The organism is Clostridium phoceensis (assembly GCF_001244495.1).
GTDB classification, from domain to species: Bacteria; Bacillota; Clostridia; order Oscillospirales; family Oscillospiraceae; genus Lawsonibacter; species Lawsonibacter asaccharolyticus.
Genome location: NZ_LN866274.1, coordinates 3,174,389 through 3,196,156, shown reverse-complemented (window position 1 = coordinate 3,196,156; position 21,768 = coordinate 3,174,389). Strand labels below are relative to the sequence as shown.

The 21,768-nt window shown below is 56.7% G+C and carries 16 protein-coding genes; 14 read left to right on the top strand and 2 right to left on the bottom strand.

The window, feature by feature from the left end; translation table 11 throughout:
* Window positions 1-14: 14 nt before the first annotated feature.
* Together BN1969_RS16405 and BN1969_RS16400 are read right to left on the bottom strand one after the other, a co-directional pair.
* Window positions 15-488 carry a chemotaxis protein CheW gene (locus BN1969_RS16405; RefSeq protein WP_050625261.1) on the bottom strand — a complete coding sequence of 158 codons (474 nt, stop codon included), beginning with the start codon at window positions 486-488 and terminating at the stop codon, window positions 15-17.
* Window positions 489-518: 30 nt separating this feature from the next.
* Entirely contained in the window at window positions 519-2,603 is a 2,085-nt protein-coding gene (locus BN1969_RS16400) for a chemotaxis protein CheA (RefSeq protein ID WP_050625260.1), read from the bottom strand.
* Between the two features lie 173 nt (window positions 2,604-2,776).
* Between BN1969_RS16400 and BN1969_RS16395 the strand changes: the two genes are divergently transcribed.
* The 14 genes from BN1969_RS16395 (at window position 2,777) to fliJ (ending at window position 21,763) form a co-directional block, all read left to right on the top strand.
* The gene (locus BN1969_RS16395) at window positions 2,777-4,219 is read left to right on the top strand and encodes a hypothetical protein (RefSeq protein WP_050625259.1); all 1,443 of its coding nucleotides are present in this window, start codon (window positions 2,777-2,779) and stop codon (window positions 4,217-4,219) included.
* Window positions 4,206-4,553, top strand: a complete 348-nt coding sequence (locus tag BN1969_RS16390) for an EscU/YscU/HrcU family type III secretion system export apparatus switch protein (RefSeq protein ID WP_050625258.1) — start codon at window positions 4,206-4,208, stop codon at window positions 4,551-4,553. The genes BN1969_RS16395 and BN1969_RS16390 overlap by 14 nt, the downstream gene beginning before the upstream one ends.
* Window positions 4,550-5,134, top strand: a complete 585-nt coding sequence (locus tag BN1969_RS16385; RefSeq protein ID WP_050625257.1) for a PilZ domain-containing protein — start codon at window positions 4,550-4,552, stop codon at window positions 5,132-5,134. Before BN1969_RS16390 ends, BN1969_RS16385 begins: the two co-directional genes overlap by 4 nt.
* 35 nt (window positions 5,135-5,169) lie before the next feature.
* The gene (locus BN1969_RS16380) at window positions 5,170-10,107 is read left to right on the top strand and encodes an S-layer homology domain-containing protein (protein ID WP_050625256.1); all 4,938 of its coding nucleotides are present in this window, start codon (window positions 5,170-5,172) and stop codon (window positions 10,105-10,107) included.
* 67 nt (window positions 10,108-10,174) lie between these two features.
* Window positions 10,175-13,744: an S-layer homology domain-containing protein gene (locus BN1969_RS16375; protein WP_242850371.1), complete on the top strand. Its 3,570-nt coding sequence runs from the start codon at window positions 10,175-10,177 to the stop codon at window positions 13,742-13,744.
* A 217-nt stretch (window positions 13,745-13,961) separates the two neighbouring features.
* Window positions 13,962-14,912, top strand: coding sequence for a tyrosine-type recombinase/integrase (locus BN1969_RS16370; protein WP_050625255.1), 951 nt, complete (start codon window positions 13,962-13,964; stop codon window positions 14,910-14,912).
* A 385-nt stretch (window positions 14,913-15,297) separates the two neighbouring features.
* Window positions 15,298-15,681 (top strand): flagellar basal body rod protein FlgB, encoded by a 384-nt coding sequence (gene flgB, locus BN1969_RS16365; protein ID WP_050625254.1) that lies wholly within the window; start codon window positions 15,298-15,300, stop codon window positions 15,679-15,681.
* Window positions 15,682-15,702: 21 nt separating this feature from the next.
* Window positions 15,703-16,152 carry a flagellar basal body rod protein FlgC gene (gene flgC / locus BN1969_RS16360; RefSeq protein WP_050625253.1) on the top strand — a complete coding sequence of 150 codons (450 nt, stop codon included), beginning with the start codon at window positions 15,703-15,705 and terminating at the stop codon, window positions 16,150-16,152.
* 67 nt (window positions 16,153-16,219) lie between these two features.
* The gene (gene fliE, locus BN1969_RS16355; protein ID WP_050625252.1) at window positions 16,220-16,531 is read left to right on the top strand and encodes a flagellar hook-basal body complex protein FliE; all 312 of its coding nucleotides are present in this window, start codon (window positions 16,220-16,222) and stop codon (window positions 16,529-16,531) included.
* A 28-nt stretch (window positions 16,532-16,559) separates the two neighbouring features.
* Window positions 16,560-18,140 (top strand): flagellar M-ring protein FliF C-terminal domain-containing protein, encoded by a 1,581-nt coding sequence (locus BN1969_RS16350; protein WP_050625251.1) that lies wholly within the window; start codon window positions 16,560-16,562, stop codon window positions 18,138-18,140.
* The gene (gene fliG / locus BN1969_RS16345) at window positions 18,137-19,171 is read left to right on the top strand and encodes a flagellar motor switch protein FliG (protein WP_050625250.1); all 1,035 of its coding nucleotides are present in this window, start codon (window positions 18,137-18,139) and stop codon (window positions 19,169-19,171) included. The genes BN1969_RS16350 and fliG overlap by 4 nt, the downstream gene beginning before the upstream one ends.
* Window positions 19,164-19,961: a FliH/SctL family protein gene (locus tag BN1969_RS16340; RefSeq protein WP_050625249.1), complete on the top strand. Its 798-nt coding sequence runs from the start codon at window positions 19,164-19,166 to the stop codon at window positions 19,959-19,961. Before fliG ends, BN1969_RS16340 begins: the two co-directional genes overlap by 8 nt.
* A gap of 31 nt (window positions 19,962-19,992) precedes the next feature.
* On the top strand, window positions 19,993-21,294 hold the full coding sequence (locus tag BN1969_RS16335) for a FliI/YscN family ATPase (RefSeq protein WP_050625248.1): 1,302 nt from the start codon (window positions 19,993-19,995) through the stop codon (window positions 21,292-21,294).
* A gap of 16 nt (window positions 21,295-21,310) precedes the next feature.
* A complete protein-coding gene (gene fliJ / locus BN1969_RS16330) occupies window positions 21,311-21,763 on the top strand; it encodes a flagellar export protein FliJ (RefSeq protein WP_050625247.1) in 453 nt (150 codons plus the stop codon).
* The last annotated feature ends 5 nt before the right edge of the window (window positions 21,764-21,768 follow it).

The window sequence follows — 21,768 nt, the reverse complement described above, 5'->3', positions numbered from 1 at the left end:
CTACTTTCCGGGCATCAGGTATGGGTCAGGATCTGAGGGCAGTCAAAGACCAGCATGGTCTGCCCGTCCTCCAGGGAGCACATGCCGGAGACCATGTCCTGGGTGTTCTGTGCCGGAGCGGGGAGAATGGCGGATTTCTCAATGTCCATCATTTTCTGTACGGTATCCACCAGAATGCCCACCATGGTGTCGTTGATGTTCAGAATGATAATACAGGTGTCCTGCTGGGCCGGACAGCCCAGCAGGATGCGCATGTCTACAATAGGAATGATCTGTCCGCGGAGGTTGATGATACCCAGGATATAGCTGGGGACCAGGGGGAGCAGGGTAATGGTGTGATTCGTGATGATCTCCACCACATATTCTGCCTTTACTCCAAACAGGAGCTGATCGGACAAAAAGAGAAGATATTTTTCCGTCTGGGAGTCAAGGGGGGCGGAAGGTGCCTCCTCCATCCCTGCGGGCAGAAGTAAAGCGTCTTGTGCCATAGCTGGCAGACCTCCTCTAATAAAAATGGGTCAGGCGGGGGTGTAAAGGTTGGAGATATCCAAGATGATGCTGATATTGCCATCCCCCAGGATCGTGCATCCGGCGATGCCGCTCTGCTTGATGTTGAAGCGGGAGAGATAGCTGGGCAGAGGCTTCACCACGACCTGCTGCTCTCCCAGCAGCTCATCCACAAACAGGCAGTAGGAGAGCTCGCCGGATTCCAGCCAGATCAGGATCCCATCGCTGATCTGGGAGCAGCCCCCCTCCAGCTGGTAGCGGTCCCGCATCCGGATAACAGGATAAAAACTGCCCATGCATTTGAACAGCTCCCCCCCGGAGGCGTCATGGATCAGGTCGGAGTCGTTGACCTTGAAGGACTGGCGGATGTTCTGAATGGGAATGGTGAAGATGGAGGAACCTACCGAGACCTCCATGCCGTCCATGATCGCCATGGTCAGGGGGATCTTCAGCGTTGTGGTCATTCCCCTGCCGGGATCACTGGTGATGACCACCGTGCCGCCCACGTCCTCCACATTCCGCTTGACCACATCCATGCCAACGCCGCGGCCGGAATACTCCGTCACCTCCGTGTTGGTGGAGAAGCCTGGGGCCATCAGAAAGTTGAGAATATCCCTGTGGGAATATTCCACGTCCGGCAGAGCGATGCCGTTTCGGATGGCCTTGTTGAGCACGGCGTCATAGTTAACGCCCTGGCCGTCATCCCGGATCTCAATGATGACCTCGCTCCCGGTGTGCCGTGCGGATAGGATGATCTCACCCACCGGGTCCTTTCCGGCATCGATCCGATCCTGAGGGGTCTCCTCGATCCCGTGGTCCATAGAGTTCCGAACGATATGCATGATGGGGTCGCTGATACTGTCTACGATGGTCTTGTCCACCTCAGTGTCCTCCCCCACCAGGGTGAGCTTGACCTGTTTCCCCAGCTTTTTGCACATGTCGCGCACGATCCGATGCATTTTTTGGAACGTCCCGGAGACTGGGACCATGCGCAGGGACATGGAAACATCCTGAAGCTCATCCGTAAGTTTGCGGAGCTGACGGGCGGATTTGGTGAAGGCATCCAGCTTGAGCCCCTTCAGGTCCGGAGAGGAGGTGACCATGGACTCGGTAATGACGATCTCCCCCACAACAGCGGCCAATTGATCCAGCTTGCTCAGATTGACGCTGATGAGACTTTCGCGGTGGTGAGCGCCGGCATCGGAAGAGGACTGAGAAGAGGGGGAGGGCGCAGCGGGCTTAGCATTGGCGGTGGTTTTCTGCTCCGGGGGCTCCGGGGCAGAGACCTTCTGCTCGGCGGGGAGCGCCTGCGGGGCAGGGGCAGGAATGGAGCTGGACTGCGGGCGGTCAAAGGCCTGATAGGTCCGGACAGAGCCCGCGCCCGTGACTGCATGGACGGCATTTTCACGGTCCTCTGCATCCCGGAAGTACATCATGAAGCCGGAGTCGATGATCTGGCCCGCGGTGCTGGGATCTGTGGAGATGTCGGCGGGAGAAAAGTGAAAATTCCCCTCACCGCAGATGTCACGGACCGCATTGACCAGCATAAAGGCACGGGCATTTTCCATGCCGCAGCCCTCATCAAAAAAGATTTGAAGTGCATAGGGGAAATCAGGATATTCTGTCGGCTGATCCTGGGCGACCGCCCCCGCCTGCCCTGGGGAAGGGGGCTGGGGAGCACCGGTGTTTTGAATTTGCTGGATCAGGGTATTAACTTTTTGCAGCAAGCTGTCGATATTTTCAGTAAGGGGTTGCCCATTTTCGATATGATCGATCTCCTGACGGAAGAAGTCGATGGTCTGGAAAAGCAGCTCGAACAGCTCAGGGCGGTTGGCCTCTGGGACGATGTCCATGGACTTGTCCCGAATGATGGAAAACAGGTCCTCAGCGCGGTGGGCGATCGTCATGATGGAGCGATACTCCATCATGGCAGAGGAGCCTTTGATGGTGTGCATAATACGGAAGATAGTATTGATATCCTCCTCAGAGAAGGTGTCCTTTTCCTCTGACGCCAGTACGATACTGTCCAGCTGCTCCAGCAGAGTGTTTGTTTCATAAAGATAGGCGTCCAAAATGCTGTCGTTCCCAGTACTCATAAAGCCGTATCCTTCCTTTGCAGTTTAACATTCACTCTGTTTATCGACCGTGAGAGAGAAAAAATAAGGCTTGAATTTCCAAAAGACACACTTTGGGCGCTGGAAATGGCGGAACTGCCGCTGATGCAGCGGGAAAGTCCAGACAGATGCAGAATAGAAAGGTGATTTGAAGTATGGCAGACCTGCTCGGTGCGACCAATCCGGTCCCAGGCTACGATGGCGCCAGCCAAAACAGAAGTCATTCCGCCTTGCCGCAGGTCCAGGACCCCAGGGTGCAGAACGTGCCGGACCTATCCAGGGTCAGCCGGGCGGACGGACGGACAGAGCAGCAGGGTGCCGGCAACCATCTGGATGCCGGCAGGCTGCGGTATGATTCCAATCTGCAGACCTTTTTGCAGCAGCTGCGGGACGCGCCGGATCTGGCCGCAGTGCTGGCAAAGACCGTGGTTTGGATGCGTGGACTGGTATCGGCACCCGGACTGTCTGAGGGGATCGCCCAGGAGATGGCACAGCTGCTGGAGATGCTGCGGATGGATCAGGAGGGATTTCAGCGCTTTTTTCTGAACCAGATGCAGGCGGGGAACCGATTTTCCGGACCGCTGTTCTCCCTGCTCCGACAGGCATATCAGAACATGCCCAGCGAAGGGATGCGGGAGGCTATTCTTAATTTTGCAAAGCGCTATGGAGATTTTTCGGCGGAGCAGCACCTGGCAGAGAATATGACGCTTCGGCTGAAGCAGATGGCAGACTATCTGCCCAAAAGCTGGCGCGGCCAGCTGATGGAGCTAACAGCAAGGCTGGAAAACGGACTTCAGGCAGGCAGCCGGACGGAAAATCTGAAGCTGCTCCAGGGAGAGATCATTCCATATCTGGGCTCCTATGTGGAGCGGACCCATGATATTGGGAAGCTGAGGACTCTGATCGGACTTCTGATGCTGGATGTGGCGCGCTATGAAAACGGCGGGGAGGAGGGGGTCCTGGCCGCCTTCCGCCAGCTGAGCGGATATGGAGAGATGCTGGCCGGACTGAACGAACTTGACGATGCGGCCCTGCTGCGCCTCCTGCGGGAGAACAGCTTCACAAGAGCCGTTCAGGAGGACCAATTTGCCCAGCGCCTGGCCCACACGGCGGCGCAGGCACTCCAAGGGAAGTATGGGGCTGATGTCCGGGAGGGCTTCCAGGAACTGGTGCGGGCGTTCCTGCTGAATGAAAGCGTTTTTATGCCGCTCAACCATATGATCATCCCGCTGGAGTGGAACGGAAGAGCGATGTATTCTGAGCTTTGGGTAGATCCTGACGCGGAGGACCGGGAGAAGGGGAGCCGCCAGCCGGGCCAAGAAAAAATTCAGTTCCTCTTCAAGCTGGATATCCAGTCGCTGGGGTATCTGGAGATGACGCTGGCCGCCCGGCAGGAAGAGATCGAACTGGATATTTATGGTCCGGATGCGGTGATGGAGTGCGGCGGGGTGGTCGCAGAGGACCTTCGGGAGATACTGGCCTCCCACGGATTGTCTGGAAAAAACGTCCGCGTGATGAAACGGGAAAGACCACTGGCTCTGACGGAGGTGTTTCCCGACCTGTTTGAGGGAAAGAGGAGTGTAAATGTCAAGGTCTAGCAGAGGCCAGATCCCCGGGGAGGGGGAGCGGGCGGTAGCCCTGCAGTATTCTCCGGGAAATGGGGCACCGGTCATAGTGGCGTCAGGTATGGGCCACTTGGCAGAGAAGATCGTGGAAGTGGCGGTGGAGAGCGGAGTGCCGGTCTATGAGGACAACTCGCTGGCCACGGTGCTGTCCCAGATGGAACTGGGACGGGAGATCCCGGAGGAGCTGTATCAGGCAATTGTGGAGATTTATGTGTATTTTCTCAATTTCGACCCAAAGGACCCTGAGAAATTTCGGAGAGAACGAAACAAGCAGACTGGACCAGCCGCAGGAGGGGAAAAGACATGAGACATCAATATTTGATGATCGACAGCCGCGGGAACCCCGTGGCCCACGGAACATCTGATGACGGGCTGGAAAAGTCGGTCTGGGAGATCCAAGTGGACAGCGGGGATATCAAGCGGGTGCTGTCCCATGAGTATGTCAGCTTGGTGAGCTCATCGGAAAAAGTTCCGGCGATGGAGGGACGGATCATCCGCCGGGATGGAAATATCATCTCAGTCGAGTCGGTCCGAAGGCTGGGAGAAGATGTGCGGCGCAACCTGCGGATGCCGGTCCGGTTTGAGAGCTACCTGTACCCGGTCTCAGGGGAATGGAAGGGCAGACTGCCTATTTTGAGCAATGACCTGAGCTGCGGGGGGATATCTTTTTTCTGCGCAAGGACGCTGGCGGAGGGAGAGATCGTGCAGATCGCCGTGCCGATCACGGCTCAGCCCCTGCTGCTGAACATAAAAGTGCTACGGCAGCGTCCCTCAGGGGAACCGATCCCACTGTTTGCAGCGGCGTTTGAGGAACTGGTCCATGAGGAAGAAAAGATGATCCGGGAGGCAGTATTCAGTCTGCAGCTGAGCGGGACGACCGGGATCTGAGTGAAGCTGAAAGAGAAAGGAAGCAGTGGACAGAGATGAAGAGATGGAAAGAGTTTCGTTTTGAATATCTGAGGACGGCGGCTGTCTTCCTGCTGCTGTGTGCCATGGCCTGCACCTTGATATGGGCGCTCCCGGCACAGGTCCATGCGGACTATACAGAGCCATATATGAAAAGAATGGAAGAGCTGGGACTGCTTCAGGGGGATGCAGATGGGGATCTGAGGCCGGGAGACCCCATCACCCGGGCGGAATTTGTCACTATCATCAACCGGGCATTTGGCTATCAATCTGCGGGGGGACATCCCTTCCGGGATGTTCCGGGCACCGCATGGTATGCGGAAGATGTAGACATCGGCTATACGGAGGGATATATTACGGGGACCTCCCCTACCGCCTTTTCCCCGAACCTGAGCATCACCCGGGAGGAAGCGGCTTTCATTCTGGCGAAGAACCTGATGATGGAACCGGCAGTGGGGGAGAACACCAGTTTTGCGGACGGAAGAAGCATCAGTACATGGAGCCGAGGAATGGTCTCCGCGGCAGCGGAGAATAACCTGATCAGCGGTTATCCGGACGGCACCTTCCGGCCGCAGAAAAGCATCACCCGGGGGGAGGCTGCGGTGATCCTCCTGAACGCCGTTGGCACCCCGGTCAGCAGGCCTGGTACTACTACACTGGGAGATGTTTGGGGCAACGTGACGATCACATCCTCCGGTGTTACTCTGAAAGATACCGTTGTGGCGGGAAATCTGTACGTCACTGCGGGGGTGGAACTGGGTGACGTGGTGCTGGAGAACGTGAAGGTGCTGGGGGAGATCGTGGTCAGCGGCGGCGGCGTCAGTGAAGCGGGCGAGGACAGCGTGATCCTCCGCAATGTGGACGCCCCCAAGCTGGTGGTGGACAACATCAAAAACCAGCAGGTCTCCCTCCGGGTGGAGGGAGATGGCCTGATCCAGCAGGCCAGCGTCCGGACAGACGCCTTTTTGGCGGACAATACCCCAGCCGGACACGGCATCGAGGAGATCGAGCTCAACGGAGAAAACGGCCTGGAGCTGAAGCTGGCAGGCAACATCAAGAATGTGGTCAACCGCACACCGGAGTCTGCACTGAGCATCTCTAGCGGACGTGTGGACACCATTACAGTGGATGAGAAGGCAGTGGACAGCACACTGGAGATCTCTTCCGGCGCGGAGGCAGATCATGTCAATCTGGATGTGGGGACCACAGTCACCGGGGACGGAGACATCGGAGATCTGGTGGTGAACGCACCGGGGAGCAATGTGTCCATGCTGCCCGATCAGATCGTGATCCGGCCGGGGGATACGGCCAACATCGACGGAGAAAACATGGACAGTGAGGCAGCGGCAGAGTCCTCTGCAGATCCGCGTCTGCTCTCAGGGTATCCCAAAATCACTGACCTGGCCCCATCCTCTGCCACAGCGCAGTTCAGCGGCAATAAGCGTGGGACCGTGTACTGGGCTGTCACCTCGGTGACAGATGGTTCGGTGGGGACGGATGAGCTGATCGATCCGCCCTCCTATACCACGAAGATCGTGGCAAATGGCTCTGCCGCTCTGAGCGGAGCGGGAGAGAGGTCTACGGCAAAAATCAGCAAGCTCGTCTCCGACGGCTCCTACTATCTTTCCGCGGTGCTGGTGGATGCCAGAGGGGATCAGAGTCCGTTGAAGGTGCTCTCCTTCACGACTCCGGACAATACGGTGCCAGGCTTTGCCGATGGGTACCCCTATATGTCCAAGGTCACAAATGTGTCTGCGCAGGTGACTGTGATGGCGACCAAGAGCTGCCGGCTTTACTGGGCGCTGCTGCCCAAAGGCGCGCAGGCTCCCACGGCGCAGGACTTCAAGGCCAACGCCGTAACAGGAAATCTTGGCTATGGAAGCAGAGATGTGACCAAAAACACCGCCTATTCCTTTGATGTGAACAACGTGGCACTGGAGGAACTGGAGAGCTATGATCTGTATCTGTGGCTCACTGATGTGGAAGGGGGACAGAGCTCCCGGGTGGAGAAGCTGTCCTTCACGACTGTGGACCGCACCCCGCCCAAGTTCAACACCAACGCCACAGTAAACAAGGTGGAGCGGACCACGGTGGGCCTCTATGCCAATCTAAATGAGGCGGGAACCCTGTATTGGGTGGTGGTGGAACAGGGGACAGAGTACCCCAAGCCTCTGGCGGGGCAGTCCGGCCCGGTGGACCTGTCCAGTGATACGGCCAAGATGCAGGTTTCTGCGGGGATGAACGCCCTGAAAAGCGGCAAGGTGAACATGAGCCAGGACAAAGATGTGAGCTTCAATGTCAGCGGGCTCGACCCAGAGAAGGCCTATGACCTGTATTATGTAGCGCAGGACAAAGCAGGCAACTACTCCGCCAGAGTTCAGGTGATCACCATCCATACCCTGGACCCCAGCGCCCCAACCGTGGTCCAGGAGTTTACCCGCTACAACGGGGACGAATCGGGGACGCCTTATCCGGACACAGATATCCGGCTGGTGTTCAGTGAGGAGGTCCAGGACGCGGCAGCCAATGTGACACTGAAGGAGTATTACGACCGGGTGACTGCCGCCAAGGGGGAGACGGAGAAGGAACAGGCCAGAACGGCCCTGGGAAATGTGCTGAGAAACAGCATCAAGCTATATGTGGACACAGGGAGCGGGCGCCCGGAGCTGGTGGCCGATGGTGTGGATGCCGCAGACAAGACCCAGGGAGGCTGGGTGATCGACTACCGTTATGCCGAGGTTACCATGGAAGAGGGAAAAACGGTGGTGATCTTCCGGACTGCGGACAGCGAGAAGGAGAGTGCTCTGAATCTCCAGAGCGGTGCAGAGTACCACTTTGAGATCGAGGCCAACACCATTTCCGACACCTCAGACGCCAAAAATATCATGGGAAAGACCAAGCTGGATACCTTCAAGACCATTTTCGCAGTGGTCAACCTGAGCAACCCCAATGAGTCCACGCTGGAGGGAACGATCACAGACTACCATGACCCGGGGCAGGAGATCCAGCTGACGGGGGATGACAAGCTGGTAGATATCAGCTGGCTGCTGGCCCCCGCCACTACTGAGAGCGTGCCGGACAACGTGGACTGGGATATGATCATCTGGTCAGACACCAGCATTGCCTTTGATCTGTACCGCCGGACCAATCTTGCTGAAACGCCGGGGAAATGGGAGCGGATCGGCGAGGAGATCGAGCTGACAGTGCCGGACGGAGACGACCGGAGGGGCGTCAGCCTGACTCGGATCCTCCAGAAGGGAAACAACCCCCAGTTCCAGCAGTTGAATCAGCTGCTGGAGGAGAACCAGTATGAGTATGCCGTCCACTTTACCCGGGTGGGCACCCTGGGGGACCGGGATACCTGGAGCCAGCGGGTAACGATGGGGGTCACTGTGGTGGCGGGCAGCACCAGCGATCTGGGAAGCCTGGCCAACGGACGGCTGGACAGCTCCGCACTGGAGGAAGCGCTGGCTGAAGGGGTGACCAACATTGGACAGCCGGACGACTTTACGCTGCGCAAGCAGTTCAGCGACCAGACCCCGCCCATCTTTGTGGATAACCGGCCGAACTTTGAGACGGGAGATTCCAGTGTCAAAATGTACCTGATGCTGGACCGGCCGGGGACCATCTATTATATGGTGGCTCCATACGGGACGGTAACTACAGAGGGCGAGGAGCGGGACGGCTCAAAGAAATATCATTTCAGTACCGATAAAACAGACTACGAAGCGCTTCCAAAAAATGGGGAGAACGATCCGGGCAGCGGCGGAATGGAATACCCATTTAACATCACCGCACCCACGCCCTTGTCTATCATCAACGCGGGGAATCAGGCCAACGCACGCATCAAGCACGGCTCCATTCAGGGCGGCGCCACAGAGGTGGAGAAGATCGTCCAGGATCTGGAAGTCAAAACGGACTACATCGCCTATTTTGTGATCCAGGGCAGCTCCTCCCAGGTCTATTCGGAGGTCTATGCCTACCGGTTCAGCACAGACGATGTGACTCCGGCCTACATCACGATGCGGGCGGTCAACCCGGAGGTGGAGTTCACCACCTCCCAGGATGCCACCCTGTACTATTCCCTGTTTGCCTCCAACAAGCTGCCCCCCCTGTTTGGGCAAAACCTGGCGGGAAATCATCTGGACCCAGAGTACCGAGATAAGGTTGGAACAGAGATAACTGACCTGACGCTGCTGGAGGCCATTCAAAAGACCATCAACGGTGTGACAGGCGAATCCTATTTTGACCGCTATGCCAGTGAGGAGACCAAGGAGCAGGTGCGTCAGGCCATCACCAGCCAGACCAGCAGCGAGGCGCTGGACAAGGGCAGTATCCCCAATATGGCGCAGAAAGAGCCCCAGGCCCATGACTTTACCAATGCCATGGACCCGGAGAGCGCCACTGCCTATGTCTGTTTGGCTACAGCCCAGAATGCGCTGGGCGGGAAGTGGACCTTCAAGGCGGTGGACGGGGTGCGCATCCCAGACGAAGACGCCCCTGTGCTGCTCAAGGTGACGACCACGGTGACCAAGGTAAACGATGCTGCAGATCCTGTACGGGTCTCCGGAACTGTGACGCTCCAGTTCAGCGAGACCATCTACCACATCAACGATTCCGGCAATCCGGACACCCTCCGGGCCATCATCCAGCGCGATGTGGACAAACAGAAGGAAGTGGGGTTCCTGAATCTGGTCAACCAGAGTCAGAGCAATTTGAAGTACAGCAAGGAATCGGGCAATACCACCAACACCATTACGCTGGATTTCTGGGATGCACCGGTGGGGGCCACGTTCAGCTTCTGCAACACGGGCCATCTGGCGGACGCATCCGCCAACAGCCGCCAGAACGACAGCTATACGCTGGAGCTGCAGCCGACAGAGGGGATCGGGCTGATCACAGGAGGGACCACCTATCGCTTTGTGGTGACACAGGGCAATTATCCGGGAAACTAAAGGAAAAAGCCCACATGGGCGGGCAAAGCATTGCCCGCCCATGGCTTAAGATCCGGGAGGGATCATGATGAAAAGAAGTATCGCGAACAGGATCGCCGCCCTGGCATTGGCACTGGTGCTGGCGGGCTCTCTGGTGCCCGGGGCCTGGGCGGCAGAGGGGGAGCCGGAGGGCGGCGGACAGCTGACCGGTGTGACGGTCACACCCTCCAACCTCTCCATGAAAGTGGGGGAGCGGGCCTCTGTGAGGGCTTCGGCCGCCGGGCTGAGCCAGGACCAGATGGAAGACGCGCGGATCGAGTGGTCCCTTGAGAACAACGATCCGGAGCGGGTCAGGATCGCCTCTGGTCGGGACAGCTGGACCGTGGAGGTGGAGGCAGTCAACACCGCCGAGACCACGGAGACAGACCCGGTGACCCTGGTGGCCACTGTGACCTGTCAGGGCGGCGCGGAGAGGGACACCTGCGCGATCACTGTGGTTCCGGATCAGCCGGCCGGCCTTCGGATCACCCCGGAGGGGGATCAGGAGCTGGAGCCGGGTGAGACCCTCCAGCTCCGGGCCGAGATCACCCCGGCAGATCAGGCTGAGCCTGTGACTTGGTCCAGCTCGGACCCGGATGCCGCCGAGGTGGACAGGGACACTGGACTGGTGACCGCGGGGCGGGAACCGGGGCGCACAAAAATTACGGCCCGGTCGCAGAGCGGCCTGACAGATTCCTGTGAGGCTGCCGTGCGGGGCATCGTTCTGCCGGAGAACCTTATTATGCGGGAAAATGAAAATCAGCGCCTGATCCCGGAAGTCTATGGCGCGGCGCTGGAGCGGGAGGATGCCGCCTGGACCAGCAGCGATGAGAGGATCTTGAAGGTGGACAATGGGTATCTCTATCCTGTATCCGTGGGAGAGGCCACGGTCACCGCCGAGATCCGGGCGGGCGGCCGCCTTTATACGGCTTCCTGCCAGGTCACTGTAGAGGCCAACACCGCTGATGTGATCACGGCAGCTGCAGGAGCGGGGGACCCGCTGCGCTTTGACGAGATCCAGAGAGAGTTGGAGCGGGAGTGCCGAAGCGTGCTGGGAAGCTCACTGGACTATGTGGGCGGCCTGTGGGTGAATACCCGGCAGGGCACGCTCTACTATCGCTATAATTCTGAAGGGGATACTGGAGCTGGGGTGGGGACCAGCGAGAACTACTATGCCGATCCCTCGGCCAGCCAGATGGGCCTGGGCGATGTGGCTTTTGTCCCCAAGGGAGATTTCAGCGGAACGGCGGTGATCTCCTATACCGGCTATGCAAGGGATGGGGGCTCCTTTCAGGGGACCATTGAGGTAGAGGTGGAGGAGACAGAGGAGATCGAGTATGCTGCCTCCGCCGATAAGGCGGTCCAGTTTGACCCGGATGACTTCAACCGAGTCTGCCGGAACCGGACAGGCCGGGATCTGAGCTATGTGGAATTCTCTCATCCGGACAGTGGAAAGGGAACTCTGTATTACCGTTATATCTCCCCGGCCAATCCGGGCAGCGAGGTAGACCCCTCCAAGGAGTACAAGCGTTCCGGAACTCCCAGTCTGTCCGATGTCTATTTTGTACCTGAGGGAGGCAGCGGTCAGGTCGTGATCTCCTATACCGGATACAACGTCTACGGCGACTCCTTCCGGGGGAGGATCACGATCCGGATCTCTGAGGCCAGCGGTCGGGGCGACCTGAATTATTCCATCGCTCAGGGGGGACGGCTGAACCTGGACGAGAGTGATTTCAATGACCTGGCCAAACGGATCACGGGATATGCTTTGGACTATGTCCAGTTTGAACTGCCTGCTTCTTCAGAGGGGACTCTGTATTACAACTATACCGGAAACGGCTCCTATGACAGCCGGGTAACAGAGGGACGCAGCTATTACCGGTCGTCTTCCCCTTACCTCAGACGGGTCACCTTTGTGGCAGATAGGGATTTCTCCGGAACGGCGGAGATCGATTTTAACGCCTGGGATACAAAGGGAAACCGGTTTGCCGGTACTATGGAGGTGGCCGTTGGCCGGGGCGGCAAAGGAGATATCCGCTATTCCGTCCATCAAAATGGAAAAGTCACACTGGATGACAACGATTTCAACGCGCTGTGCCGTGAACTGACGGGGAGCACGCTCGATCATGTCAGCTTTGACCCTCCCCCCGCAGCCCAGGGGACCCTGTACTATCGCTATGATAACGGAGATTATGACAGCAAGGTGACCAGCTCTAAATGCTATTACCGCTCCGGGAGTCCCTATCTTGACCAGGTGACCTTCGTGCCGGCCCGGAATTTTTCTGGCGTGGTCTCCATTCCCTTTACCGGGCGGGGGACGAATGGAGAGGACTTCTCGGGCCAGCTGGAGATCGGCGTGGATACTGGATCGGACCTCATCGAGTACCGGGTGAAGCCCAACAGCTTTGTCACCTTTGACGATGGAGATTTTGACGATCTCTGTCAGGAGATGACTGGAAGCCGGCTGCGCTATGTCCGCTTCGAGCTGCCCAGCTCCTCCAAGGGGACGCTGTATTACGGATATGACGATGGTGACTATGACAGTAAGGTGACGGAGTCCAAGAGCTACTACCGTGGGACAGATCCCTATCTGGACCGGGTGTGCTTTGTCCCCGCTGAAGGTGTTTTCGGAGCGGTGGATCTGGAATTTACCGGCTGGAGCACAGATGGCGGCAAATTTGAAGGGACTGTGAGAGTTACGGTGGAGGAGCCGAAAGGGCCTTCTGTGATTACCTACACGACAGACGGCCGCCCGCTCTCCTTCTACGCCCGGGACTTTCAAGAGGCATGTGAGGACCGCGGGATGGGCGGACTGGCCTATGTGCGTTTTGATATACCCAGCAGCAGTGTAGGAAGACTCTATTTTCAATACCAGGGAGCGGGGGAAAGCAATACAGAGGTCCGGATGACCACCAGCTATTATCCGGCGAAGTCCCCTGGAATTTCGGAGATCACCTTTGTTCCGAAAGTGGGCTATCAGGGGACAGCAAGTATCTCCTATACAGGATGGGACACAAAAGGAAACGAATACCGCGGTCGGATCCAGATCTCGGTAAGGCCCGCCACAGCCTCACGGTATTTTTGGGATATGAGCTCCTTTGAGTGGGCGGTTCCGGCGGTGGATCTCCTGTATGAAAACGGAGTGGTCCACGGGACGGGAAATGGGACATACAGCCCCGGACAGCAGATCACCCGGGGAGACTATGTACTGATGCTCTGTCAGGCGTTTCAGCTCTCTGGGCAGGGAAAGGCTGGATTCTGGGATGTTCCCCGGGACAGCTACTATGCCCAGGCTGTTATGACTGCCCAAGCGCTGGGCATTACAGGCGGCTATCCGGACAGAGGGTTCCATCCAGGATCACCGGTTACCCGCCAGGATGCTGCGGTGTTCCTGATGAAGGCAATGCAGGCGGATGGATGGAGCCTGGGCAGCGGAAATGAGCAGATGCTCAGCCGCTTCCGGGACGAAAGCAGCATTTCAGCCTATGCGCGAAGCGCCATGGCAGTTATGGTGGAGTATGGAGTCCTGTCAGGAACAGCAGATCAAACCATAAGTCCGCAAAAGGCGATCACTCGCGCTGAGATGGCTGTGATGCTGGCCAACGCGCTGACCCTTTGAGCGTTGAATATATGAGAATAGGATCCCTGCCGGACCTCCGTGAATACGGAGGTCCGGCAGGGATTTTTCTATGCAGCAGGGCAGGCAGTGAAATAGACTTCCGTACTTGGACTCATAATATATGTAAAAACATTCACTAAAACAAGGGAACTTTGTGTCCCACCTACTACAATAGATGCATACCTCAACATGAAAAAAGCGATTTGGAGGAGAAATTATGAGTCTAAAAAATGCAGGAAAGAATGTTTTTGAGAAAGAAGATGGGGCACTGGAAGCCTTTCGCCGATATCTGGAGCTGGATGAAAAAAGCGAGGCGACGATCAGAAAATATATGCATGATGTCAAAGTGTTCCTGACCTTTCAGAAGGGGAAAGGCTCCTTCCGGAAGGAGCAGATCATTGGATATAAAAATTGGCTGGGAGAGCGGTACGCGGTGCGCAGCGCAAATTCCATGCTGACTGCAGTGAATCAGTTTCTGAAATTTGTCGGGGCAGGGGAATGCTGCGTCAAGCTGTTCAAGCTGCAGTACCAGACTTTTTGTGACCAGAGAAAGGAGCTGGGGCGGGAGGAATATAGGCGCCTTTTGGAGACAGCCCGGCGGAAAAAACAGATCCGTCTGTACTTCCTGATCTTGACGCTGTGCGCTACTGGGATCCGGATCAGTGAGCTGCAATATATTACAGTTGAGGCGGCAGTGAGTGGAAACACTATTGCAAAAAATAAAGGCAAGAGCCGGGTGATCCTGATCCCGCAAAAGCTTTGCGATGTCCTTCTGGACTATGCGGCATGGATAGGGATCTCTCACGGCCCGATTTTTATTACCCGCGGTGGAAGGCCCGTGGACCGGAGCAATGTGTGGAGGGCGATGCAGAAGCTGTGCAGGGAAGCCGGAGTGCCAGAGGAAAAAGTATATCCCCATAATCTGCGGCATCTGTTTGCCAGCACCTTTTACGAAAAAGAGAAGGATATCCTGCATTTAGCGGATATCCTTGGACATAAAAACGTCAATACAACGCGTATATATACCCTGGCAACAGGTGAGGTTCACCGAGCACAGATCGAATCTTTAAACCTGTTCGTTCCGGTGCTGAATACGGAGCAGCCGTCTCGCAATAGAAAACAACGTAATAATAAGTTATGTTGTTTACATACGAAAAAAAAGTTCTGAAAAATCTTTTGGCGCTATTATTCTACAGTTTTCTCCATGCTTTTGCAAGTCGAATTTTGCCTCTTTTTATACAAAAAAACAAGAGGCCATTCTTTTTTCTTTTACATTTTCTAAGATATTTTTTGAAAAATCGCATTAAACCACCGAAAAAGTTTACATTTTGCTGGGATAACATCGATAAAACCGCTCAAATACAGGTCGGCATTTTGACCGCTTTCTAATCATGCCCACAATGGAAGAAACAACATAACTTATTATTATGTTGTTTCTTTTTTGTGCGCAAACAACATATCTTATTATTATGTGGTAACGGGTTTGTTTTTTTGCAGATTTTGTCGAAAAACCATGAAAATGACCGAAAAAGAAGAGAGGGCTGGTCGATAAAATGGATGGTCTCAGCAGCAACTCATTCCTGATGATGCAGCGCTCCATGGAATTTCTGTGGAGCAAGCAATCCTGCATTTTAGACAACATCGCAAATGTGGAGACACCGGGCTATCAGGTGAAATACGCTACGTTTGAGGAGGCGCTCAAAAATGCCGTCCTCTCCTCCGCCCAAAATGGAATCTCCTCTTCTTCCATCCGGAAGGCCATTGAAGAGACGCCCGTAGTCGTGCGGGAGGCGCAGGAGAGTGTCCGCATGGACGGAAACGGTGTCAATATCACAGAACAGTCCGTGGAGCTGGCACGCAACGGGTATCAAATGCAGTATGTATTTGGGGCCATTTCCAGCGACATTGCTACGCTTCAGGCCGTCATCCGCGGCTAATGAGACAGGGAGGGACCTAATATGGCGTTTTTAAGCTCAATGAATGTGGTGGGATCAGGGCTGACCGCTCAGCAGCTCCGCCTGGACGTAGTATCGGAGAACATCACGAACAGGACCACCACACGGACAGAGGGGGGCGGAGCCTACCGACGCAAGATGGTGGTATTTGAGGCGGAGGGAGAGCGCAGCCCGTTTCAGGCGGCACTGGACCGTGCCTTGGGGAGAGGAGCCTCCGGCACCGAGGGAGGCGTTCGGGTAACTGAAATTGTGGAGGACCCCTCTGACTTTAAGCTCGTCTATGATCCTGAGCACCCTGATGCCAATGCGGAGGGATATGTAGAGATGCCCAACGTGGATCTGATGCAGGAGATGGCGGATGCCATGGCGGCCAGTCAGGCCTATTCGGCCAATGTGACCGCATTCAATGTGCTCAAACAGGTGGCGGCTAAGGGACTTGAGATCGGGAAATAAGAGAAAGATTGAAACCAGCACCTGCTGATCAGGTGCTGGTAGTGCAGATGCGGAGGAGAAAACAGTGATGGATTTTCGGCCTATAGACCCCATCCAACCCCTTTTTCGGGGAGATACTGCAGGAGGCGTCGGGACAGCCGGGGACAGCCGGGAGCAGGGCTCGCTGTTTGCTGATATTTTTCAGGCGGCAGTGGAAAATGTGAAAGAGACAGAGCGGGTAAAGAATGATGCAGAATATCGTTTGGCGACCGGTCAGATGGACAACCCTGCGGAGATGTCCATTGCCAGCAGCCAGTGGTCAATGTCTGTCAATCTGTTGATTCAGCTGAGGAATAAGGCTCTGGATGCTTACAACGAGCTCATGCGGATCAGTTTGTAATCACAGCAGGAGCCGGAGGGAGTAAGCAGTGCAAGAGAAGGTAAAGGGATTCTTCCAGAAGATCAAACAGTGGTGGCTGTCTGCGGCAAAAAAAACAAAGATCCTTTTAGGGGCCGGAGCGGCTGCGGTCCTTGTGGTGATCGCTCTGGTACTGGTTGTGAGCCTGAACCAGCCCTATACAGTCCTTTTTACCGGGCTGAACCAGACGGATCTGACCGCGATCGTCTCCTATCTGTCTGATAACGGGGTGACGGATTACCAGATCCAGGGAGAGGACACGGTCCTGGTTCCGGAAAGTCAGGAGGAGCAGCTGAAGGCGGCACTTCTGATAGAGGGCTATCCAAACTCCGGGTCGGGTTATTCCATGTATCTGGACCACGTGAGCAGTCTGACCACAGAATCAGAGCGCAGTCAGTTGGCACTGTATGACTTACAGGACAGGCTGGCGGGCGTGATCCGCAATTTTTCCTCTGTGCGGGACGCGGCAGTCTTTATCACGCCTGGAGAGGATCATACCTATGTGCTGGACAGCGGCAATGTGGTGGAGGCCAGCGCCACAGTGATCGTGACCATGGAGGAAGGGGCCTCCCTCACAGACGGGCAGGTGAAGGCAATCCGCAATGCGGTCAGCCATGCGGTTCAGGGGCTGAGCATCGACGCTGTGGCCATTGAGGACCAGTTCGGCAACAACTATACTGCCCAGGACGGGATCACCGATGTACAGGACATCTCTGCGCTGAAGATGCGCCTGGAAGAGCAGACAAACAACAAGATCCGCACCCAGGTGATGCAGGTGCTGATCCCCTTGTTTGGGGAAGAAAACATCCGGGTGAGCGTTAACAGCATCGTAAACATGGACCGGACCTATACCGATTCCACCAACTACAGCGGTGAGGAAGATGGAGAGGGCATCATCGGAGACCGGGTCTTCGAGCAGGAGATCATCCGGGGGGGAGACGAGACGGCCGGGGGTACGGTCGGGACCCCTTCAAACGCAGATCTGAATACCTATGTTCAGGAGCAGCTGAATGCCAACGGGGATGAGGTGCTCATCTCTAACAGCGGTGAGGAGCACAGCCTGGTGGACACGGAGAAGGTCCAGGTGGAGCATCTGGCCGGAACTGTGGCGGATGTGATGGTGTCTGTCACCATTAACCAATCGGCGGCGGGGGGTGCCAGCGCAAACAGCCTCTATCCCCATGTGGCCCGGGCGGCCGGAATCGGCACAGAGCTCCAGAATGAAAAGATATCCATTCTGATCCAACCCTTCTATCAGGAGGGAACGGCGCCGATCCCGGTGCCGGATGGCGTTCCGGCATGGATGCTCTATGCGGCGCTGGCCGGGCTGGGCGTATTTGTGATCCTCCTGATGGTAGTCCTGCTGATCCGCAGGCGGTCAAAGCGCCGAAAGAAGCTGGATGGAGTGCAGACGGTCCAGAGGGCGGAGGAGATCCCGGCGCCTGCTCCCGAGGGGGCCGATATCATGGATATGAAGACGGAAAAGAGCTTGGAGCTGCGGAGGGATGTGCGGAAATTTGCGGAGGAAAATCCGGAAATTGCGGCTCAGATGGTGAAAAACTGGCTGCGGGAAGGAGATGACGCGGGATGAGCGAACCTATATCCAAGGGAGGCACCGCCCATCCCAGGCTGACTAGGCAACAGAAAGCGGCAGCGGTGATCGTCTCCCTGGGCACAGACAAGGCATCCCAGCTCTATCAGTACATGGACCCGGAGGACGTGGAACAGATTACCCTGGAGGTGGCAAAACTGGGTTATCTGGATTCCAGCGCCACTGAAGACGTACTGACTGAGTACTACCAGATGTGCATGACCAACAAGGCGGTGACAGAGGGCGGCCTGGAATACGCCAGGGCTGTACTGGAAAAGGCGTTTGGCCAGCAGACGGCTACCAGCCTGTTGGAGAAGGTGACCAAGTCGCTGAAAAACCGAGAATTCGCCTTTTTGAACAAGGCGGATGAGAAGTCCCTGTATGCGGCTTTGCAGCATGAGAGACCGCAGACCATCGCGCTGGTGCTGTCCTATGTGGATGCGGAGAAATCGGCAGCCGTGATCGAGGAGCTGGATGACGAGCGGCAGGTCCGGGTGATTGAGAATATGGCCAATATGGAGAGTGCCTCCCCCACTGCGGTAAAAATCATCGAGGCGGAGATGGAGAAGAAGTTCTCCAGCCTGATGACAGCCAGCAATGTAAAGGTGGGCGGAGTAGACTTTGTGGCGGATGTGATGAACAATCTGGACCGCTCCAGCGAGAAAAACATCTTTGACCGCCTGGCCGAGTACAACGAGCCTCTGGCGGATGAGATCCGCAAGCGCATGTTTGTGTTTGAGGACATCGTTACCATGGATGACCGTTCGGTGCAGCGCTTTGTCCGGGACTGCGATCCCAGAGATCTGGTGCTGGCGCTCAAGGGCGCAAACAGCGATGTGGCCAACAAAATTTTCACCAATATGTCGGCCCGCATGGCACAGAGCATCCGGGAGGATCTGGAGATCACCAGCAATGTCCGCATCCGGGACGTGGAGGAGGCCCAGCAGCGCATTGTTGGGATCATCCGGGACTTGGAGGAACGCAGCGAGCTGATCATCCTCAAGGGCGGAAAGGACGATATCATTGCCTAATATTTTTAAGAGCTTCCTGAAGCCGGCTGTCAACTCCTATGTATTTCCGGATGCAGAGAGCCTCCAGGTGGAGGAGAGCACGGAGCCCGAGGGGGAACAGGCGGAGGAAACGCCGCTCCAGGAGCAGGAGCCGGAAGCGCCCCGTACTGCGGCGGCGGATGCCCTGAATTACGCCAAGATCCAGGCGGAGAAGATCTTGGAGGATGCCCGGCAACAGGCGGAGGAGCTTTTAGAACAGGAGCGGCAGCACATCCGGCAGGAGGCGGAGGCCGAGAAGGAGCTGGCCAGAGCGGACGGCTACCGGCAGGGCTACGGAGAGGGACTGCGGCAGGCCCGGGTGGAGGGCGCGGCCCAGATAGAAGAGCATCGGAAACAGGAGGCAGAGCGTATCCGCAGCTTTCTGGAGCAGGCGGCGGCAGCGCGGGATTCGCTGCTGGAGCAGGCCCAGAATGAACTGTGTGAGCTGAGCCTGGCAGTAGCGGAGAAGGTCATCCACATCAGTCTGCGGACCAGCCGGGATGTGATCGCCCGTATGATCCAGGTGGCGACAGAAAAGCTGAAGCGCCGGGAGTGGGTGCATATCTATGTGGGGGGATATGAGGCCAGGGATCTGGCCCAGATCACCCCAGAGCTTACCACAGCGCTGGCAGGGCTCTCAGAGCATATCAAGATCATCCCTATGTCAGATGATGAGCTGGGTGCCTGTATCATCGAGATGCCGGACGAGATCATAGACGCCAGTGCGTCCACGCAGCTGAACAACATCCGGGACGTTCTCAGCGGAGGCTGACAGCCGGGACAGCGGAAAGGGCACAGATTCCATGTTTGAAGACAAGATCCAGCAGGTCCGAAAGGCGGAGACCATCAGCTATACCGGAAAAATTGAAAATATTGTGGGCATGTCTATCGAGGCATCGGGAGGCCGGGCGGCGGTGGGCGACATCTGTCAGATTTACAACGGAGAATCCGGTGGACAGGTCCTGGCGGAGGTAGTGGGCTTCAAGAACGACAGGATGCTGCTGATGCCCTACTCCGACATGAGCGGGATCTCTTCAGGAAATTTTGTCCGCAATACCGGACGCAGGCTGAGCCTGATGATGGGAGCCTTTCTCAAAGGGCGGGTGATTAACGCACTGGGACAGCCCATCGATGGAAAGGGGCCCTTCCATGGAGGTACGTCCTTCTGTGTGGAACGGAACCAGTATATCAATCCCATGTCACGCCCCCCTATCCGGGAGCGGATGGAGTTTGGCGTGAAGGCGATAGACAGCATGCTGACCATCGGGAAGGGACAGCGCATCGGTATCTTTGCGGGATCTGGTGTAGGCAAAAGCACACTGATGGGGATGATCGCGAAAAATGTGAAAGCGGACATCAATGTTATTGCCCTGGTGGGGGAGCGGGGACGCGAGGTTCTGGAGTTTATGGAAAAGGACCTGGGAGAGGAGGGGATGCGCCGCTCCATCTTGGTAGTGGCAACCTCTGACCAGCCGGCTATGCTGCGCAAGCAGTGCCCCTCAGTAGCCACCGGGATCGCGGAATACTTTCGGGATCAGGGGTGTCATGTGCTGTTGATGATGGACTCACTGACCCGGTTCGCCATGGCACAGCGGGAGATCGGGCTGGCAGTGGGGGAGCCCCCGGTGGCGCGCGGCTATACTCCGTCTATCTATGCGGAACTGCCCAAGCTGCTGGAGCGCAGCGGAAATTTTCAAAAAGGCTCCATTACCGGCGTCTATACCGTGCTGGTGGAGGGCGACGATACCAACGAACCCATCGCGGATACCGTGCGGGGCATTTTGGACGGACACATTGTGCTCTCCAGAAAGCTGGCCAACAGCAACCATTTCCCGGCCATCGACATCAACGCAAGCATCTCCCGCCTGATGAATGACATCGTCGCGCCGGAGCACCTGACTCTGGCGGCCCGGGTACGGGATGTGATGGGGATCTATGAAAAGAATGCAGATCTGGTCTCCATCGGTGCTTACAAGGCGGGGACCAACCCGCGGCTGGATTACGCGATCAGCAAGATTGACGGGATCAACCAATTCCTGACCCAAGGGGTGAATGAGGCATTCTCCTATGAGGAGGATCTGGAGGCAATGCGCGGGCTGCTGTGAAAAGGATGGAACGGAAATGAAGCGGTTTCAATTCGGTCTGGATACGGTCCTCCAGTATAAGCGCCAGGTGCTGGATGGTGCTCAAAATGAATACGCGGAGGCGATCCAGCGGGTCCGGCAGCAGGAGCGGCGGCTGCGGGAAGCGGAGGCGCGCCACCGGAGCCTGAATCAGCAGTTTCGCAGGGCAGAGGCAGAGGGGATCACCATTGCGGACGCCATGGGCTATGAGATGGGGCTGCGGATGCTGGAGGGAGAGATCCAGCGTGAGGAGAGCAGACTGCACCAGCTTCAGACGGAGGCCGAAGAACGGCGGAAGAGGATGATCGCGGCCAGGCAGGACACCTCGTCACTGGAAAAACTGCGGGAAAAAAAGCTGGAGAGCTATGAGAAAGAACTCCAGAGGCAGGAAGAACTGCGGATCGACGAACTGGTGGCCAATACTCGTGCGGTGGAAGCCGGCCTGCTCTGACTTTC

Excerpts from the sequence above, each read along its gene's own strand:
- BN1969_RS16385 (WP_050625257.1), top strand. The coding sequence starts at position 4,550 with ATGAGACATCAATATTTGATGATCGACAGCCGCGGGAACCCCGTGGCC.
- fliE (WP_050625252.1), top strand. The coding sequence starts at position 16,220 with ATGGATTTTCGGCCTATAGACCCCATCCAACCCCTTTTTCGGGGAGAT.
- BN1969_RS16390 (WP_050625258.1), top strand. The coding sequence starts at position 4,206 with ATGTCAAGGTCTAGCAGAGGCCAGATCCCCGGGGAGGGGGAGCGGGCG.
- BN1969_RS16400 (WP_050625260.1), bottom strand. The coding sequence starts at position 2,603 with ATGAGTACTGGGAACGACAGCATTTTGGACGCCTATCTTTATGAAACA.
- BN1969_RS16370 (WP_050625255.1), top strand. The coding sequence starts at position 13,962 with ATGAGTCTAAAAAATGCAGGAAAGAATGTTTTTGAGAAAGAAGATGGG.
- fliJ (WP_050625247.1), top strand. The coding sequence starts at position 21,311 with ATGAAGCGGTTTCAATTCGGTCTGGATACGGTCCTCCAGTATAAGCGC.
- BN1969_RS16395 (WP_050625259.1), top strand. The coding sequence starts at position 2,777 with ATGGCAGACCTGCTCGGTGCGACCAATCCGGTCCCAGGCTACGATGGC.
- BN1969_RS16335 (WP_050625248.1), top strand. The coding sequence starts at position 19,993 with ATGTTTGAAGACAAGATCCAGCAGGTCCGAAAGGCGGAGACCATCAGC.
- BN1969_RS16405 (WP_050625261.1), bottom strand. The coding sequence starts at position 488 with ATGGCACAAGACGCTTTACTTCTGCCCGCAGGGATGGAGGAGGCACCT.
- BN1969_RS16375 (WP_242850371.1), top strand. The coding sequence starts at position 10,175 with ATGAAAAGAAGTATCGCGAACAGGATCGCCGCCCTGGCATTGGCACTG.
- flgC (WP_050625253.1), top strand. The coding sequence starts at position 15,703 with ATGGCGTTTTTAAGCTCAATGAATGTGGTGGGATCAGGGCTGACCGCT.
- BN1969_RS16380 (WP_050625256.1), top strand. The coding sequence starts at position 5,170 with ATGAAGAGATGGAAAGAGTTTCGTTTTGAATATCTGAGGACGGCGGCT.
- fliG (WP_050625250.1), top strand. The coding sequence starts at position 18,137 with ATGAGCGAACCTATATCCAAGGGAGGCACCGCCCATCCCAGGCTGACT.
- flgB (WP_050625254.1), top strand. The coding sequence starts at position 15,298 with ATGGATGGTCTCAGCAGCAACTCATTCCTGATGATGCAGCGCTCCATG.